This window comes from Streptomyces sp. NPDC048718, from assembly GCF_043198875.1.
Lineage (GTDB): Bacteria > Actinomycetota > Actinomycetes > Streptomycetales > Streptomycetaceae > Streptomyces.
Genome location: NZ_JBICVG010000001.1, coordinates 163,579 through 180,725, shown reverse-complemented (window position 1 = coordinate 180,725; position 17,147 = coordinate 163,579). Strand labels below are relative to the sequence as shown.

Here is a 17,147-nt window from a genome sequence, read left to right as displayed (position 1 = left end):
GCTCATGACAGCCCCCTCACCACAGCCCGTTGGGCGGCCCGGACGGCAGCCCTCACGACAGCCCTCACGACAGCCCCCTCAGATGAGTGACCAGGGTGGCGGTGCAGCCCACCCCGTATGTGCTCCTGATCCGCTCCAGGAGCGGGTCCCGCCCGAGCCGGTACTCCTGGGTGCCCACCGAGTCGAGCACCGTCGCCGCGATCGCGCAGCCCAGCTGCGCCGCGCAGTGCTCCGGCACGCCCCACAGCGTCGCGGCCAGGAACCCGGCCCGGAAGGCGTCCCCGACTCCCGTCGGATCCACCGCCTCGGCCACCCGCACGGCCGGCACCGCGAGCGTGGTCCGGCTCTCCCCCCGGACCCTCACCCCGTCCGCGCCGTGCGTGGTGACCCAGGTGCCGACGCGCCGCAGCACCTCCGCCTCGTCCCAGCCGGCCTTCTCCATCAGGAGCGCCGTCTCGTACTCGTTGGTGAACAGGAACCGCGCCCCGTCCACCAGCTCCCGCACCTGACCGCCGTCCAGCCGCGCCAGCTGCTGCGACGGATCAGCGGCGAAAGCGATGCCCAGCTCACGGCAGGCGCGGGTGTGCCGCAGCATGGCCTCGGGGTCGTCCGGCGAGACCAGGACGAGCGAAAGCCGCCCGGCCCGGGCCAGCACCTCGCGCAGGTCGATCTCCCGCGCCTCGCTCATCGCCCCGGCGTAGAACGTGGCGATCTGGTTCTGCGCCTCGTCCGTCGTACAGACGAACCGGGCGGTGTGGAGCGACTCGCTGACGCGCACCGAGTCGGTGTCCACACCGTGGTCCTTCAGCCACACCCGGTAGGGCTCGAAGTCGGCGCCGACCGCGCCCACGAGAATGGGACGCAGGCCGAGCACACCGAGCCCGAAGGCGATGTTCGCCGCCACTCCCCCGCGCCTGACCTCCAGGTTGTCGGCAAGGAACGACAGGGACACCTGCTCCAGCCGGTCGGCGATCAGCTGTTCGCTGAACCGGCCGGGGAAGGTCATCAGGTGGTCGGTCGCGATGGATCCGGTGACAGCGATACGCATCTCTTCCAGGCCCCCCTCAGATTCCCGCGGCGCGCTTGAGCTGCTCCACCCGGTCGGTGCGCTCCCAGGTGAAGTCCGCCAGCTCCCGGCCGAAGTGCCCGTACGCCGCCGTGGCCGCGTAGATCGGACGCTTCAGGTCCAGGTCCCGGATGATCGCGGCCGGCCGCAGGTCGAACACCGCGGAGACGGCCTCCTGGATCCGCTCGTCCGGCAGGACACCGGTGCCGAAGGTCTCCACGAACAGACCCACCGGCTCGGCCTTGCCGATCGCGTACGCGACCTGCGCCTCGCAGCGCTTGGCGAGCCCGGCGGCCACCACGTTCTTGGCGACCCAGCGCATCGCGTACGCCGCCGACCGGTCGACCTTCGACGGGTCCTTGCCGGAGAAGGCTCCGCCACCGTGCCGGGCCATGCCGCCGTAGGTGTCGATGATGATCTTCCGGCCGGTCAGGCCGGCGTCGCCCATCGGCCCGCCGATCTCGAAACGGCCGGTCGGGTTGACCAGCAGCCGGTAACCGTCGGACTCCAGCGTCACGCCCTCCTCGACCAGCTCCTTGAGGACGTGCTCCACGACGTGCTCGCGCACGTCCGGGGTCAGCAGACCCTCGACGGAGATGTCGGAGGCGTGCTGCGAGGAGACGACGACCGTGTCCAGGCGGACCGGGGTGTCGCCGTCGTACTCGATGGTGACCTGCGTCTTGCCGTCCGGCCGCAGGTAGGGGACGGTGCCGTTCTTGCGGACCTCCGTCAGCCGGCGCGACAGCCGGTGCGCGAGGGCGATCGGCAGCGGCATCAGCTCGGCGGTGTCGTCGCAGGCGTAGCCGAACATCAGGCCCTGGTCGCCGGCGCCCTGCGCGGACAGCTCGGCGTCCTCGCCGTCCACCCGGACCTCGTGCGCGGTGTCCACACCCTGCGCGATGTCCGGCGACTGCGCGCCGATCGACACCGACACACCACAGGAGGCGCCGTCGAAGCCCTTCGCGGAGGAGTCGTAGCCGATGTCGAGGACCGCCTCGCGCACCAGCGTCGCGATGTCGGCGTACGCGGAGGTGGTGACCTCGCCCGCGATGTGCACCTGACCGGTGGTGATCAGGGTCTCCACGGCGACGCGGGAGGAGGGATCCTGGGCGAGCAGCGCGTCCAGGATGGTGTCGCTGATCCGGTCGGCGATCTTGTCGGGGTGGCCCTCGGTCACCGACTCCGAGGTGAACAGGCGGCGGCTCATGCCTCCACCGCCCCGGCGGTGGCGCCGCTGAAGAAGTGCTGCTCGATGGCGGCGAGGGTCCGGATGGAGTCGACCTCCAGGGTCTCCATCTGGATCGCCGTGCCGCTCTCCTGCTCCAGCAGGAAGACGAACTCGACGAAGGACAGGGAGTCGATGAGACGGTTCTCGATCAGGTCGAGGTCGGCCGCGACGTCGTCGCGCTCCGGGTGACGCTCCAGGATCCAGTTCTTCACCGTCTGCAGGCCGTCGGCCATGGTTCTCTCCTTTTACCTACCGCTGGAAGCGGAAGGGGTGGCAGGGGTGGGAGTTACGAGAGTTGCGGGAATCGCGAGAGCTGCGGGAGCCGCAGCGGTCGCGGAAGCCGCGGGAGGGAGGGAAGGGGTGGGCGCGATGATCGGTGCGGCGACCGCGACCGCGTAGTCGACGTCGTGGCTGATGGACACGGTGACCTCGCAGATACCGGCCTCCTGAGCCATCTCCGCCGCCGGTCCGCGCAGCTCCACCAGCGGCCAGCCGCCGTCGGAGCGCCGTACGACGATGTCGGTCCAGGGCAGGAACCGGCCGCGGACGCGCAGCGTCTTGAACGCCGCCTCCTTGGCCGCGATCCGGCCGCACAGGCTCAGCAGGTCGAGCCCGTCGGACGTGCGGCAGTCGGCGAGTTCGCCGGGGGTGAGCATCCGCTCGAAGAACTTCTCCCCGTACTGCGTGAGAAGCCTCCGCACGCGGGTGACGGACACGATGTCCATGCCGAGGTTCGCCCAGCCCAGGCCGCCCGCCGGCGGGGCGACGGGACGGGCCGGCACGTCAGATCACCGGCCCGGCCGCGTCACTCGCGTCGGCACGCATGCGGGCGTTCGCGTCGAGGACCGCTTCGGCCGCGGCCTCCCAGCTGCCGTAGCGGCGGGTCAGCGCCGACAGCCAGCGCTCCAGACCGAAGGCGACACAGCTGGTGAAGGCCGGCCCGCCGGTCGACGCGAGCGCGATGGAGCAGCGCTCGCCGAAGAAGTTCCGGTGCGTGTTGACGGAGGCGATGGCCAGGTCCTCGTACAGGAACTCGTACTTCACCGGCGTGAGCCGCTGGAGCAGCGCCTTCGAACTTCCCTTGTCGAAGAAGGGATCCGTGGCCGCCTCCCGCCGCAGCGGAAGGTCGAGCGCGGTGGCGTAGGCCTGGATGCGGGCGGTGAAGTCCGCGAGATGGGCCTCGGCGTGCTCCTGGCTGCCCATGGCCACGATCTCCCGCATACGGAAGCCGAGTTGGCGCCGCATGCCCTCGTAGTGCGTCTCCTTGCGGAAGCACCACGAGCAGATCGTCACCAGCGTGTCGTCGGCCACCGTCGTGCCCTGGTGGGTGAGGTACACCGCGTAGCAGGACGCCGACGGCAGGCCGAGCTCGGCCGGCTGAAGAGCCTCGGCCGGGAAGGTACCGGACTCGGCGGAGAACGGCGCGGTCGTCCGGCGCTCCAGATCGAGCGGGGCGGCCACGACGGCCTGGTGCGGGAAGTTGTCGTAGTAGTCGAGCCGGGCCAGATCGGCGGCCGGGAGCAGCGGGGGCATGGTCATCGGGCGGGCGCCCGCGGCCACTCCCCAGCCCTCGAAGGTGTCGTCGAGGAGCCGCAGCAGGCGGGACCCCTCCGGGCCGAGCGTGGGCAGGCCCCTGGTCGCCCCGACGTTCTCGGGGGTCGTCACGGTCATGGTCGGTGCACCTCTCGGGGTGGGTTCGCGCACTCGGGACCGGGCTTCAGAGGACGGGAAGGGTGTCGTCCGAGAAGATGCCGGTCTTGAGGAAGAAGGAGAGCGGCTTGCGGATCGCCTTGCGCTCGTGGGCCCGGCGGGCCTCGTCGGCGATCAGCGCGTTGCGCAGTCCGAGCGGGTCGGCGATGCCGGCGTCCTTGTACACGTGCGGGTTGTAGAGCGAGTTGATGCTGTAGACGACGTAGCGCTTGACGTACGCCTCCACCTCGCGGATCCGCTCGGCGCTCACGGCCTCGGTCATCCGCTGGAACAGCAGCGAGACCAGCTCACGGCCGAAGGCGATGTGGCGCGACTCGTCCTGGTGGTGGATCCGGTTGACCTCGCGGATGGTGTGGCACAGGGAAGTGTCCTTGGCCATCCGGGAGTTGTAGTGGTCGACCAGCTCCTCGAAGAAGAGGATGCGGGTGAAGACCAGGAAGTTCTCGACCTCGGGCTCCCAGACCGCGTCGGCGCGCATGCCGGCGCTGCCGTAGATCTTGCTGCCGTAGCGGCGGCAGAACTCCGAGAAGAACCACATGTGTTCGTTCTCTTCGCCGATGAAGTGGTGGAAGAAGTCCGAGGGGACCTCGAAGCCCGGCATGTGGATCCGGCCGATGACCTCGATGAGGAGTTCGCGGATGCCGTGCACGTTGAGGCTGTAGAAGTTGACGGACTCCCACCGCGACAGGCGCTGGAGCGTCTCCTCGTCCAGGGTCTCGAAGTGCTTCGTGCCGTAGACGGTCAGCAGCTCCGGGGTCATCCAGTACTGCTTCTCGTCCAGGGCGTCGGGCCACTGGAAGGTCTGATACGGGTTGTAGTAGTCCTCGACGGAACGCTCGCTCAGGCGCTCCAGGACCTCCATGAACCGGTCGGTGACGGGCAGCGCTGCGGTGGCGCCCATGTTTCATCTCCTCGTGCTGGGATGGACTGGCCGGGGGGCCGGGTCCGGAGGATCCAGGGGTCCGGAGAGGGCCGGGGGCCGGGGTGACGGCGGGGTCCCGGGGTGGGATCCGCGGGGTCGGGTCGGTCGGGTCAGGGGCGGACTTCGTAGACCGCGTTCACCGGGGTCTCGTTCGCCCGGCGCCAGCGGGTGAAGCCGGCCTCCTCCGCGATGGCGCGGAAGGCCTGCTCGCCGGAGTGGTTGCCGAGCGCGTGCGGGCCGCGCTGGGCGACGGCGACGGGCAGGCACATCACGGCCGACAGGGCCATGAACATCCGGGCGGCCGGGGTCTGGGTGTCGATGTCCTCGGGCGAGACGTTCGACTCGACGAGCATCCAGGTGCCGTCGGAATCAAGGGACTTGAGGACGTGCTCGGCGGCGGCCACCGGGTCGCCCATGTCGTGCAGGGCGTTGAAGAAGCAGACCAGGTCGTAGCCGGCGCCCGGGTAGTCGTCGGCCGAGGCCACCTCGAAGACGACCCGGTCGGACAGACCGGCCTCCTCGGCGAGCTGCCGGGCCAGCGAGATCGCCTCTTCGGAGTAGTCGAAGCCGTGGATGGTGGCGTTCGGGAAGGCGCGGGCGATCAGCAGCGTGGTGTGGCCGACCCCGCAGCCCACGTCGGCGACCGTGCCGCCGTTGGTCAGCTTGGTGGTGACATCGCGCAGCGAGGGCAGCCACTCGGCGACCAGCTTGTGCTCGTACGTCGGCTGGAAGAAGGAACCCATGCCGGTGTCGAGGGCCGCGTCGTGCTCGGCCCAGCCGACCCCGTCACCGGTCTTGTACGCCTCGGCCAGCAGGTCCTCGGTGGCGTACAGCGCCTTGAGGGCGGTGAAGAACCCGGCGGCGAACGTCACGGACTTCGCGTCGGCCAGGACGGCGACATGCTCGGCGGGCAGGGTGTACGCCTGCGAGCCGGGGTCCCGCTCCACGTACCCGGCCGACAGCTGGGCGTGCAGCCACTCCTCGATGTACCGCTCGTTCGTGCCGGTGCGGTCCGCCAACTCGGCGGCCGTCAACGGGCCGTGCTCGGCCAGGGCCTTGTAGAGCCCGAGGCGCTCACCGAGCGCGACGGTGACACCGCGTACGGCCGCACCGGCGTCGGTGATGACCTTCTGGTGGAACTCCTGGACGCTCATGCCGCCGAACCCTCCTCGTATGCCGGGACATCGCAGGTGAACAGGAAGGACCGCGGCAGCCGGGGGACGGAGCGGTCCGGGACCGGGTAGGGCCACCGCTCGAAGTGGGCGCCGTCCTCACCCGGCTGCCTGACCTCGCGTACGGCCCAGCCGCAGTCGGCGAGCAGCTGCTCGGGCTCCTCGGTGCCGAAGAGCCACGGATTGCCGTCCTCCTCCAGCGCCTTCATGAAGGAGCGGGCCAGCGGGTTGCTCAAGGCGGCCTTGGAGATGACGTCGCCGAGCAGCACGGAGCCGGGCGCCGCGTGTGCCGACAGCGTCGAGATCAGGGTGCGCACGGCCTGCTCGGGCAGGAAGAACAGCAGTCCCTCCACCACCCACAGAACGGGCTCGTCGCTCTTCCATCCCGCCTCCTTGAGGGGGCCGGTCCAGTCCTGGGTGAGGTCGACCGGGACCGTGATCCGGGTCCGGCCGGCCGGCTGCGGCTCGTCCTTCAGCATGTCCGCCTTGGCGTCGAGCAGGGCCGGGCGGTCGAGTTCGTAGACGGTGACGCCGTCGGGCCAGGGCAGCCGGAAGAACCGGGTGTCCATGCCCGCGGCGAGGAAGACCACCTGGCGGATGCCGCGCTCCTGGACCGTCTTCACGATGGCGCGGTCCAGGTAGGTGGTGCGGATGGCGAGGAACGGAACGGTGCCACCGCCCGCGTAGCGCTCAAGCAGTTCGAAGCCGATCTGGTCGGCGACGGTGCGCGCGTAGGGATCGGCGAACAGCCGGTCCTCGCGCTCGGTCTCCAGGGCGCGCGCTGCGGCGGTCCACTGGGCGGTGCGGGATACGGCCTCCACAGGAGGTCCCCCTTTTCGCTGGTGGGTGGGAGAGGCGGGCGGCCTTGCTCGGTCGCCGCGCTCGATTGCCGTGCTCAAATGCCTTGTTCTGGTGTGCTGTTCAGGCGCCTTGCTCGGGCGCCTTGTGCGGATGCCGTGCTCCGGTGCCGTGCTCCGGTGCCGTGCTCCGGACTGATCCGGAAGACGGCTCCTAGGCGCTCATCGCCGGGCTGCGCCCGCCGGCCGCTTCGGCCCCGGCCCCGGCCCCGGCCTTGCCGGACGCGGGAGCGGCCTCGCCGCCCTCCGGTCCGCATCCGCAGCACCCCGCCGGATCCTCGGCCGCGGACATCGACGACAGATGGCGGACCTCGGCGCCGGCGGGGCGCCGCTGGAAGATGCTGTGCAGGATCATGCTGAACACGGGCGCCCCGTCGGCCCCCACGAACGTGCACCGCGGCTTGACGGTGCCGGTGGTGGGGTTGAACGGCGACGGCGTGGCGCCGAGGATCTCGACGCGTGCCGTGAGGACGTCCCCGGGACGGACCGGCCGCAGATAGCGGACCTCGTCGATACCGGGCGAGCCCATGCACACGCTGTAGGCGAGCAGCCCGTCCACGTACCGGCGCATGAACATCGACTGGGTGTGAAATCCGCTGGCGATCAATCCCCCGAACGGGGAGTCCTCGGCACGCTTGGGGTCCGTGTGGAAGGGCTGCGGGTCGAAGCGCCTGCCGAACTCCAGCACCTCCTCCGCCGTGACGGTAACGCTGCCCAGCTCGTGGACATCGCCGGGCCGGAAGTCCTCGAAGTAGCGCATCCCGCGCCCTCCTTGACCTAGGAGTGGTCGTTTCCTGGCATCACCTAATCTACGAATCAGTCGTTTATTTTGTCAACCCAAAAGAAGCCTCAAGGTCCTTCGGGTTTCCCCGAACTGCCCTTACTTCAGGGCCTGTTCGATGTCAGACCACAGGTCCTCGACGTCCTCGATGCCGACCGACATCCGCACCAGCCCGGCTCCGATGCCTGCCGCCACCAGCGCGTCCGCGTCCAGCTCGCGGTGGGACGTGGACGCGGGATGGGTCACCAGCGACTCCACGCCGCCGAGCGAGAGCGCGAGCCGGGCGACCCGGACCCGCTCGATGAAGGCCCGGCCCGCCTCCCGGCCGCCCGCCAGCTCGAAGGAGAGCAGCCCGCCGCCCCCGGAGAGCACCGCGCGCGCGGTGTCGTACGAGGGATGGCCGGCCAGCCACGGATAGTGGACCGCCACGACGTCGTCGCGGGCCGCGAGCCGCTCGGCGAGCACGGTCGCGTTCGCGCAGTGCTGCCGCATCCGCAGCGGCAGCGTCGGGATCCCGCGCAGCGTCAGCCAGGCGGCGAACGGGTCGGCGCTCGCGCCGAGTTCGACGGTGCGCGGCCACACCGCCCGCCGGAGTGCGTCGTCGGCGAAGACGGCGGCGCCGCCGAGGACGTCCGAGTGCCCGGAGAGGTACTTGGTGGTGGAGTGGACGACGACGTCCGCGCCCAGCTCGATCGGGCGGCACAGCACGGGCGAGGCAAGGGAGTTGTCGACCATGCTGGTGACGCCGAGGCGGCGGGCAGCGGCCAGCAGGCCCGGGAGGTCGGCGACCTGCCCGGTGGGGTTGGCCACGGTCTCCAGGACGAGTAGCTCCGGCCGCCCGCCCGCGTCCACCGCGTTCTCGAACTCCGCCACGCTGTCGCCGGAGATGTAGGTGACGTGAACGCCGAAGCGGGCGGCGAGGTCGGACAGGACCGCGTACGTCCCCCCGTACAGACACCGCTGTGCCACCACCCGGTCCCCCGGCTTCAGCCGCGCGAGCAGCACCCCGCTGATCGCGCCCATGCCGGAGCCGAAGGCGAGAGCGCCGGCGCCGCCCTCCAGGCCGGCGAGCGTGGCCTCCAGGGCCCGTACGGTCGGGTTGCCGCGGCGGCTGTACACGTACTGCCCGTCGGGCCCGCCCATCGCCTCGGCCAGCTCGTCGGCGGAGGCGAACGCGAAGGCCGAGGACTGCACGATCGGCACGGAGAGCGGCGTACCGCCCTGGTCCAGCGGCGGGTGGGAGACGTGGACGGCGCGGGTGGTGATGTCCATGAGCGGTTCCTTCCGAGAGGGGTGAGCGAGAGGGTGGGCAAAGGGTGAGCGAAGGGGCGGACAGGGGACCGTGAGGACCGGCTGTCGACGCCTGCCCGACGGCCGGTCGTGCGGGAGGGGGCACGGGAGGGGAATCCCGGGCGGCGGGAACGCGGGGGCAGGGAGCGCGGGGGCAGGGAGCGCGGGGGCGGCGGGATCGCGCCGGAGAGGGCAGCGGCTCGAACTCCACCGCGGTCGCCAGTGACCGCTCGGGGAGGATGTGCCGGTGAGTACTGCGCTGGCGGAGGCCCTGTCCGTCGTTCTTCTCGTGGTGGTGCTGGCCTGCGCCGTCATCCGCCCGTTCGGCCGGCCGGAGGCGGTCGTCGCCGTCCCCGCCGCCGGTCTCGTCGTCGCCACCGGGGCGATCTCCCTCGACCACGCGGCCGCCGAGGCCGCCCGCCTCGGTCCGGTGATCGGCTTCCTCGCGGCCGTACTGGTCCTTGCCAAACTCTGTGACGACGAAGGGCTGTTCCACGCGTGCGGGGCATGGATGGCCCGCACGGCGGCGGGCCGGCCCCGCCGGCTGCTGGGGCAGGTGTTCGTCCTCGCCTCGGCCATCACCGCGGTGCTCAGTCTGGACGCCACCATCGTGCTGCTGACCCCGGTGGTGTTCGCCACCGCGGCCCGGCTCGGCGCCCGCCCGAAGCCGCACGTCTACGCCTGCACCCATCTGTCGAACACGGCGTCGCTGCTGCTGCCGGTCTCCAACCTGACCAACCTGCTGGCGTTCGCGGCGAGCGGGCTGAGCTTCACCCGGTTCGCCGCCCTGATGACGCTGCCCTGGCTGGTGGCCATCGGGATCGAGTACGTCGTGTTCCGCCGGTTCTTCGCCACCGACCTGGACGCCGGCGCCACGGCCCCGGCCGACGCCGAACCGCCGGAGGTGCCGGTGTTCGCGCTGGTCACGGTGGCGTGCACGCTGGCCGGCTTCGTGGCCGCCTCCGCGTTCGGGATCGATCCCGCCTGGGCGGCGTTCGCGGGCGCCGCCGTGCTCGCCGTACGGGCCCTGGCCCGGCGCCGTACCACTCCCGCGGCCCTCGTCCGCGCCGGCGCGCTGCCATTCCTGGCCTTCGTCCTGGCCCTCGGCATCGTGGTCCGCGCCGTCGTCGACAACGGCCTCGGCACGGCTCTGGGCCGGCTGATCCCCGAGGGCACCGGCCTGGTCGCGCTGCTGGGCATCGCGGCGCTGGCCGCCGTCCTCGCGAACATGATCAACAACCTGCCCGCGGTGCTGGTGCTGCTGCCGCTGACCGCCCCGTCGGGGCCCGGCGCCGTCCTGGCGGTGCTGCTCGGGGTGAACATCGGCCCGAACCTGACCTACGCCGGCTCGCTGGCCACCCTGCTGTGGCGGCGCATCGTGCACGCCCACGACAGCGAGGTGGAGCTGCGGGAGTTCACCCGGCTCGGCCTCTCCGCCGTGCCGGCCGGCCTGCTCGGCGCGGTCCTGGCACTCTGGGTGGCGCTGAACGCGATCCCGGGAGGCTGACCGCGTGACCGTGCTGGTCTGGATCGTCGAGGGCACCTGGCCCGCCTGCGTGGACGCCGTCCGCGCGCACGCGCCCGACGGCGCGGACATCACGCTGCTGCACGTCACCCCGGCCGACGTTCCCGGCGCGGCGCACGGCGCGTTCGCCGGGCTGCTCGGCCGGGGCCACGGCGCGCACGATCCCGGCACGCGGCTGGAGCAGCTGGCCGCCGCCTTCGCCGACCGGCTGCTCTCCGACGCCGCGGAGCGGCTGGGACGCCCCTGCACCCGGCGGGAGCTCACCGGTCGCGTCGAACGGGAAGTGGTCACCGCGGCCGAGGGCGCCGACCTGCTCGTCCTCGCCCGCGACGGCGACCGTACCCACCTCGGGCCGCACAGCCTCGGCCCCGCCGGACGCTTCATCGTCGACCACGCCCCCTGCCCCGTTCTGCTGGTCTGGCCGGAGATCGCGCCCGGCATCGCCACGGTCCCGCCGCCGTTGCCCCCGCCGTCCCCGCCGCCCCCGCATCAGTAGCTCTGCGGGACGCGGGGGCCGGGGGCGGTTCTGGCATATGCCCGCATGTCAGGCATATGCCCGTACGGGAAGCGCGCCCGTACAGGAAGCCGGTGCGCGCACACGTCCGTAAGACCGGATACGTAAAAGAAGGGCCGCCCGAAGTCCGGGGAGGAACATCGGGCGGCCCAGGGGAGGAGAGGTCAGACGCCGACCTTGTCACCCTGCGGGGCGGCGTCGGCCGGGGCCGAGGCCGCGGCGGCCAGGGCCTTGTCGCCCTTCATGACCAGGAGCGTGATCACACCGCCGACGGCGGCGATGATCGCGGCGCCGATGAAGGCGGCCGAGAAGCCCTCGGTCAGCTTCGGCAGGTTGTGGATCTCGGCGGCACCCTGCGACATGGCGACCGCGGTGAGGGCGGCGAGGCCGAGGCCGGAGCCGACGTTGTAGGTGGTGTTGACGATGCCGGAGGCGAGACCGGCCTGCTCCTGCGGAGCGTGGGCCATCGCGGACATCATCGTCGGGATGTAGGCGAGGGACATGCCGAGCGCGGCGACGAGCGAGGCCGGCAGGACGTCGACCAGGAAGGTGCCGGTGGGCTCGGCCACCGACAGCCAGACCAGACCGGCGGCCAGGACCAGCAGACCGATGCCGATGAGCGGCTTCGCGCCGACCTTCGCCATGAGACGGGCGGTGATGGCCGTCATGAAGATCATGAGGAGCACGGTCATCGGGAGCAACGCGGCGCCGGAGGCGAACGCCCCGTAGCCGAGGACCTGCTGGAGGTAGAGGTTCAGGAAGTACCACATCGGGATCCAGGCGGCGCCGAGCAGCGTCATGGCCAGGTTGGCCGAGCCGAGGCGCGGGACCCGCCAGACGCTGAGCGGCATGAGCGGCTCGCGCAGGGCCTTTTGGATCACGAAGAACAGGATGAGCAGGACGACGGCGCCGGCCAGCTCCAGGATGGTGGTGGTCGAGCCCCAGCCGACCTCGGGGGCGCGGACGACGGCGAACACGGCGAGCGCGAGGCCGGCGGTCACGGCGATGGCGCCGAGGATGTCGACGGAGCCGCGGCGGGCGTCGACGTTCGGGAGGATCTTGGTGGCGGCGAGGGTGGCCAGGCCGATCGGGACGTAGATGATGAAGCACCACTGCCAGGCGGCCCACTCGGTGAAGACACCGCCGAGGAACACACCCGCGGTACCGCCGGCCGGGGCCGCGGCGCCGTAGAGGGCCATCGCCTTGCCCAGCTCACGCGGGTCGTGCATGAACAGCATCATGAGCAGGGTCATCGCGGACGGCGCGATGAGCGCGCCACCGACACCCTGGATGGCGCGGCCGGCGATCTCGACCCAGGCCGTCTGCGCGGCGGCGGCGACGACCGAACCGGCGATCATGACGGCCCAGCCGGACACGAAGATCTTCCGGGCTCCGACAAGGTCGGAGAGGCGTCCGCCGAGGAGCAGCAGACCGCCGAAGACGATCACGTAGGCGTTGAAGACCCACTGCAACTCGCTCTGCGAGAAGCCGAGGTCCTTCTGCATTTCCGGAAGTGCGACGCCAATGATTGACGTGTCCATGATAACCATGAACTGTGCGGCGGCGAGCACGACAAGTGCCCACCAGCGCCGGGGATTGACGGTTGACATTGCCCTGACCCTTCGCTCGCTATCGATGTTCGGAGACGGTGACAGATACCCCTGGAGTTACCTCTGGGGATACCCCTGGGGGGTACCTGTGCGCTGCACCGTAGCATACCCATGGGGGGTATGTAAGAGAGCGGTAAGGCCCCGACCGCGACCTCGGCAAGAGTCACGGTCACGTCGCGGTCACAACCTGGTCGCGACCTGATCAAGCCCTGGTTTCACGGGACTTGGGACGGCGCGGGGCGAGGGGCATACCGGGCACGGGCACGGTCTCGACGCGGGCGCGAAGAAGGGCGCGCGCCCGCACGCCCGACGTACGCGCGAGGGCGGGAGAATGCCCGTATGACCGCCGAGCTGACGCCCCGCGAGGAGCAGGATCTCCTCGCCCGCTGGACCTCCACCCTGCTCGCCGCCCGGGCCGGCCGCGAGGGCCCGGACCCTCTCCCGTACGGCCGGAATCTGCTGGCCCGCTGGACCGAGCCGCAGCGCCGCTACCACACCGTCGCCCACCTGCGGGCGGTCCTCGACCGCATCGACGAACTCGCCGATCAGGGCGGTGGGGGCGGGGAGTTGGAGCTGGTGCGACTGGCCGCGTGGTTCCACGACGCGGTCTACCGGCCGGACCGTTCGGAGAACGAGGAGCGCTCGGCGGCCCTGGCCGAAAAGGCCCTCGCCGAGGCGGGCCTGACCTCCCACGAGGTCGCCGAGGTCGCCCGCCTCGTCCGCCTCACCACCCTCCACGACCCGGCCCCCGGCGACCTCGACGGCGAGACCCTGTGCGACGCCGACCTCGCGATCCTGGCCACCGGGACAGATACCTATACGGGGTATACGGCGGCGGTCCGTGAGGAGTACGCCTTCGTCCCGGACCCCGACTTCCGCGAGGGCCGCGCCGCCGTACTCCGGCACCTCCTCGCCCTGCCCCGCCTCTTCCGCACCCCCTACGGGGCGGCGGCCTGGGAGGCGCGGGCGCGCGCCAACATGGAACGCGAACTGAAGGAACTGATGGGGACGGCGGGGATGGAGGGGACGGAGGGCTGAGGAAGATCGCGGCCATGGGGGGCATGGGGGCCACGAGACCTCGGGTACGCCTCAGCGCTCCCGCACCCTCGCCCACCACCAGTCGGGCAGCCAGTCGCCCGCCGGCCGGGGCTCGGGCAGCGTCCGGCGCTCGAACTCCTCGTCGATGCGGCCGATCAGCCGCCCCAGATCCCGGCGGGCCCCGGAAGGCAGATGCCGCATGATCTCCTCCAGGGTGTCCCGGGCGGCCTCCACCTCAAGCCCCACGTCGAAGCAGGTCTCCAGATATCGCCCGGCGTGCCGGAAGGCCCGCTCGAACCGGTCGAGCGCCGCGACGACCGCGCCCTGCCACATCCGCTCGTCCTCGACCCGCCGGATCGCCACCCGCGTCAGGGCGGACACTCCTCGCACCCGCTGTACGGGCCCACACGCTCTCGGCCGCCACCTCTCGGCGCGGACGGCCTTCGGCCGCCTACGCGGCATCGCTCCCGGATATCGACATGGCCCGATCATGGCATGGCGGATTCCACGCCAACCACTGGAATACGAAGCGGAGTTCGGGCAGGGCAAGAGGGTGGGGGCGCGGCGCAACGGGCGAGGGCGGGGCAAGCCGGGCGGGGGCGCGGCGGGCCGGGGTGCGCCGGGCGCCGTGGCGGCGGCCGCGCCGCGGTGGGTCAGCGGGTCAGGCCCTTGAGGTGTGCGCGCAGAACGGCGAGGCAGTCGTCCGGGTCAAGGACCTCGGGGTGGAGGACGCCGTTCATGCCGAGGCCGTCGACGAGGGACGCGAGCCTCTCCGTTTCGAGGGCGCGGTCGAGGCCGGGGCGCAGGGTGCCCGCGTCCTCCAGGCGGTCGAGGACCCGGCGTACCAGATCCCGTACGCCCTCGGCGGTCTGCCGGGACAGATCCGCGAGCGACGGGTCGGTGCGGGCGGCGGTGTTGAAGTCAAGGAAGACGGTGACCTCGGCCCGCCTGCGGGCATCGAGCGGCAGCAGTTCGGCCAACAGGTCGGTACAGAGCGCGAGTTGCTGCCGACGGGGGTAGTCGATCAGCTCGCCTATCTCCTCGACCCGGTCGACCAGCCGGGCCGCCACCCGTTCGAGCATCGACCCCATGGCGAACCGCATCAGTTCCTGCTGCCCGGAGAAGTAGTGGCGCAGCGAGCCGATGTTCAGCGCGGCCTCGTCGGCGACGGCGCGCAGCGAGGTGCGCTGGAGACCGTCCCGGACCACGACACGGAACAGCGCGTCGACCACGTGCCGACGACGCGCTTCCGGATCCACCTGCTTGGGCATGCGGCATTTTTATCACGCGCGTGATACAAAGGATTTATCACAGTCGTGATAAAAAGCTGGAGGTCGCTCTCATGGACACGGTTCTCACACTCCTGCTCATCCGGTTCGGCCTGGTCGTCGGCGGTCTCGTCGTCCTCGCCCTGGTGGTCTTCGCCGTCGCCCTCCACCTCAGACGTACGGGCCGGCTCGACGAGGTCCGGCGCCACGCGACCCCCGCTGTGAAGGCGGCCGCGCGCGCCGCCGCCCGTCATCTGGAGAGCCACCGATGATCCCGTTCACCCTCGCGCCCCTCACCCCCCTGCCCCTCGCTTCCCTGCCGTTCGTCTCCGTGCCGCTCACCTCCGTGCCGCTCGCCTCCCGGTCGGCCCAGCTGATGGAGTCCTCGGAATTCCTCCACCACGTCCTCGTGGATCTCGTGCTCAGGACCGGAATCGTCATCGCCGCCGTTGTCGTTCTCGCGCTCGGCATGCGCGCGATGTGGCGCAGGTCGGCGGAACGCCGACACCCGCCCCGGCAACGTCCGTGATCACCCGGGATCTTTCGGCGGTGACCCGCCGCCCGTGACTGCCGGCGGTGGCCGCCGGTGGCGCCCCGTCGAGTGGCCCGGGGTGACGGGGAGCGGGCGGCGAGGCCCGGCCGGCGAGTCACCGCCCGCGGGTCCCCGCCCGTGGGTCACCGCCGGGGGCCGTCGCGCCAGGTCACAGCCGACCGGAGGCCGGCGACACGCGCCACGCCGGCATCCGTATCCCGAGAAAATTCCGCGCGGCGGAATGAACCGCCGCGAACGACGGGTTGCCCGTGTCATGCCGTCTTCCTCCGCCGCGTCACCTCCGCCCGCCGCACGGGCCCGGATGCCCCTCGCCGTCTACATCCTCGGTCTGTCCGTCTTCGCCCTCGGCACCAGCGAGTTCATGCTCTCCGGACTCCTGCCGCCGATCGCCGAGGACATGAACGTCTCCATCCCCCGCGCCGGACTGCTCATCTCCGCCTTCGCCATCGGCATGGTCGTGGGCGCCCCGCTGCTCGCCGTCGCCACCCTGCGGCTGCCGCGCAAGACCACCCTCACCACCTTGATCGGCGTCTTCGGCCTCGGCCAGATCGCCGGCGCGCTCGCGCCGAACTACGCCGTCCTCTTCGCCTCCCGCGTCGTGAGTGCCCTCGCGTGCGCCGGATTCTGGGCGGTCGGCGCCGCCGTCGCCATCGCGATGGTGCCCGTCGGGGCCCGTGCCCGGGCCATGGCCGTCATGATCGGCGGGCTGTCCATCGCCAACGTCATCGGCGTCCCCGCCGGCGCCTTCCTCGGCGAACACCTCGGCTGGCGCGCCGCCTTCTGGGCCGTCGGCATGGCCTCCGCCATCGCTCTTGTGGGTGTCGTCACCCGCATCCCGCGCATACCGCTGCCCGAGAACCGCCCCCGCCTCGCCGGCGAACTGGTCATCTACCGCGACCGCCAGGTCCTGCTCTCCGTCGTCATCACCGCGCTCGCCGCGGGCGGCGTCTTCTGCACCTTCTCCTACCTGGCCCCGCTGCTCACCGACGTCTCCGGCCTCGACAAGGGCTGGGTCTCGGGCGTCCTCGCGCTGTTCGGCATCGGCGCGCTGATCGGTACGTACATCGGCGGCCGGGTCGCCGACGCCCACCTCTTCGGCGTCCTGCTCAGCGGCCTCACCGCCTCCACGCTCTTCCTGGTGGGCCTGGCCCTGTTCGCGAGCAGCTCGGTCGCCACCATCGTGCTGACCTTCCTGCTCGGCGTCTCGGCCTTCTACACGGCGCCCGCGCTCAACGCCCGGATGTTCAACGTGGCCGGCGCCGCCCCCACCCTGGGGGCCGCCACCACCACCGCCGCCTTCAACCTCGGCAACACCAGCGGCCCCTGGCTCGGCGGCGCCGTCATCGACGGCGGCCTCGGCTACGCCTCCCCGGCCTGGGCGGGCGCCGCGATGACCCTCGTCGGCGTCGGCGCCGTCGCCCTCTCCCTGCGCCTGAGCCGTACCCCCGGCACCGCGAGCCGTGTGGTCGCCCGGGGCGAGACCACCACCACCGAGAGCGCGAAGAACACCACCGCCGACTGCGTCTGACGCGGGCCACCACGGCGAACGGGAGCCGGCTCACCGGAGGCGGCTCCCGATTCCCCGGCTCCCCTACGCCCCTACGCCCCTACGG

Annotated in this window: 19 protein-coding genes; 6 read left to right on the top strand and 13 right to left on the bottom strand. The window is 71.5% G+C overall.

All coding sequences use genetic code 11. The features are described 5' to 3' along the window. Nucleotides 1-64: 64 nt before the first annotated feature. The 10 genes from ACGFRB_RS00865 to ACGFRB_RS00820 form a co-directional block, all read right to left on the bottom strand. Nucleotides 65-1,048: a carbohydrate kinase family protein gene (locus ACGFRB_RS00865; protein ID WP_363002107.1), complete on the bottom strand. Its 984-nt coding sequence runs from the start codon at nt 1,046-1,048 to the stop codon at nt 65-67. A gap of 16 nt (nt 1,049-1,064) precedes the next feature. Next, nucleotides 1,065-2,273, bottom strand: a complete 1,209-nt coding sequence (gene metK, locus ACGFRB_RS00860) for a methionine adenosyltransferase (protein ID WP_393237238.1) — start codon at nt 2,271-2,273, stop codon at nt 1,065-1,067. Continuing rightward, nucleotides 2,270-2,527, bottom strand: coding sequence for an acyl carrier protein (locus ACGFRB_RS00855; RefSeq protein ID WP_363002103.1), 258 nt, complete (start codon nt 2,525-2,527; stop codon nt 2,270-2,272). Before ACGFRB_RS00855 ends, metK begins: the two co-directional genes overlap by 4 nt. A 12-nt stretch (nt 2,528-2,539) precedes the next feature. Continuing rightward, the gene (gene acpS / locus ACGFRB_RS00850) at nt 2,540-3,076 is read right to left on the bottom strand and encodes a holo-ACP synthase (RefSeq protein WP_393237235.1); all 537 of its coding nucleotides are present in this window, start codon (nt 3,074-3,076) and stop codon (nt 2,540-2,542) included. A gap of 1 nt (nt 3,077) precedes the next feature. Further along, nucleotides 3,078-3,965 (bottom strand): hypothetical protein, encoded by an 888-nt coding sequence (locus ACGFRB_RS00845; protein ID WP_363002099.1) that lies wholly within the window; start codon nt 3,963-3,965, stop codon nt 3,078-3,080. 46 nt (nt 3,966-4,011) lie between these two features. Then, nucleotides 4,012-4,905, bottom strand: coding sequence for a diiron oxygenase (locus ACGFRB_RS00840; RefSeq protein ID WP_363002097.1), 894 nt, complete (start codon nt 4,903-4,905; stop codon nt 4,012-4,014). A gap of 131 nt (nt 4,906-5,036) precedes the next feature. Then, nucleotides 5,037-6,080: a methyltransferase domain-containing protein gene (locus ACGFRB_RS00835; protein ID WP_393237231.1), complete on the bottom strand. Its 1,044-nt coding sequence runs from the start codon at nt 6,078-6,080 to the stop codon at nt 5,037-5,039. Then, complete coding sequence (locus ACGFRB_RS00830) at nt 6,077-6,919, bottom strand: SAM-dependent methyltransferase (protein ID WP_361235251.1); 843 nt, start codon at nt 6,917-6,919, stop codon at nt 6,077-6,079. Before ACGFRB_RS00830 ends, ACGFRB_RS00835 begins: the two co-directional genes overlap by 4 nt. A gap of 190 nt (nt 6,920-7,109) precedes the next feature. Further along, complete coding sequence (locus ACGFRB_RS00825; protein ID WP_393237228.1) at nt 7,110-7,715, bottom strand: MaoC family dehydratase; 606 nt, start codon at nt 7,713-7,715, stop codon at nt 7,110-7,112. Nucleotides 7,716-7,835: 120 nt separating this feature from the next. Next, nucleotides 7,836-9,008, bottom strand: a complete 1,173-nt coding sequence (locus tag ACGFRB_RS00820; protein WP_393237225.1) for a trans-sulfuration enzyme family protein — start codon at nt 9,006-9,008, stop codon at nt 7,836-7,838. Between the two features lie 265 nt (nt 9,009-9,273). Between ACGFRB_RS00820 and ACGFRB_RS00815 the strand changes: the two genes are divergently transcribed. After that, nucleotides 9,274-10,533 carry an SLC13 family permease gene (locus tag ACGFRB_RS00815; protein WP_393237222.1) on the top strand — a complete coding sequence of 420 codons (1,260 nt, stop codon included), beginning with the start codon at nt 9,274-9,276 and terminating at the stop codon, nt 10,531-10,533. Nucleotides 10,534-10,537: 4 nt separating this feature from the next. Continuing rightward, nucleotides 10,538-11,047 (top strand): universal stress protein, encoded by a 510-nt coding sequence (locus ACGFRB_RS00810; protein WP_363002087.1) that lies wholly within the window; start codon nt 10,538-10,540, stop codon nt 11,045-11,047. A gap of 182 nt (nt 11,048-11,229) precedes the next feature. Here the strand turns inward: ACGFRB_RS00810 and ACGFRB_RS00805 are convergent, their stop codons facing one another. Beyond that, nucleotides 11,230-12,675, bottom strand: a complete 1,446-nt coding sequence (locus ACGFRB_RS00805) for an MFS transporter (protein ID WP_393237219.1) — start codon at nt 12,673-12,675, stop codon at nt 11,230-11,232. 339 nt (nt 12,676-13,014) lie between these two features. Here ACGFRB_RS00805 and ACGFRB_RS00800 point away from each other — a divergent pair, with 339 nt between their 5' ends. Further along, nucleotides 13,015-13,713 carry a hypothetical protein gene (locus ACGFRB_RS00800; RefSeq protein ID WP_393237216.1) on the top strand — a complete coding sequence of 233 codons (699 nt, stop codon included), beginning with the start codon at nt 13,015-13,017 and terminating at the stop codon, nt 13,711-13,713. Nucleotides 13,714-13,764: 51 nt separating this feature from the next. Here the strand turns inward: ACGFRB_RS00800 and ACGFRB_RS00795 are convergent, their stop codons facing one another. Together ACGFRB_RS00795 and ACGFRB_RS00790 are read right to left on the bottom strand one after the other, a co-directional pair. After that, complete coding sequence (locus ACGFRB_RS00795; RefSeq protein WP_363002081.1) at nt 13,765-14,094, bottom strand: hypothetical protein; 330 nt, start codon at nt 14,092-14,094, stop codon at nt 13,765-13,767. A gap of 272 nt (nt 14,095-14,366) precedes the next feature. Continuing rightward, on the bottom strand, nt 14,367-14,984 hold the full coding sequence (locus ACGFRB_RS00790; protein WP_393237213.1) for a TetR/AcrR family transcriptional regulator: 618 nt from the start codon (nt 14,982-14,984) through the stop codon (nt 14,367-14,369). Nucleotides 14,985-15,055: 71 nt separating this feature from the next. Between ACGFRB_RS00790 and ACGFRB_RS00785 the strand changes: the two genes are divergently transcribed. The 3 genes from ACGFRB_RS00785 to ACGFRB_RS00775 all read left to right on the top strand — a co-directional run bounded on the left by ACGFRB_RS00785 (nt 15,056) and on the right by ACGFRB_RS00775 (nt 17,062). Continuing rightward, nucleotides 15,056-15,253 (top strand): hypothetical protein, encoded by a 198-nt coding sequence (locus ACGFRB_RS00785; protein ID WP_361235207.1) that lies wholly within the window; start codon nt 15,056-15,058, stop codon nt 15,251-15,253. Then, a complete protein-coding gene (locus tag ACGFRB_RS00780; protein ID WP_393237210.1) occupies nt 15,250-15,510 on the top strand; it encodes a hypothetical protein in 261 nt (86 codons plus the stop codon). Before ACGFRB_RS00785 ends, ACGFRB_RS00780 begins: the two co-directional genes overlap by 4 nt. Nucleotides 15,511-15,835: 325 nt before the next feature. Next, nucleotides 15,836-17,062 (top strand): Cmx/CmrA family chloramphenicol efflux MFS transporter, encoded by a 1,227-nt coding sequence (locus ACGFRB_RS00775; protein ID WP_393238179.1) that lies wholly within the window; start codon nt 15,836-15,838, stop codon nt 17,060-17,062. Nucleotides 17,063-17,147: the final 85 nt, after the last annotated feature.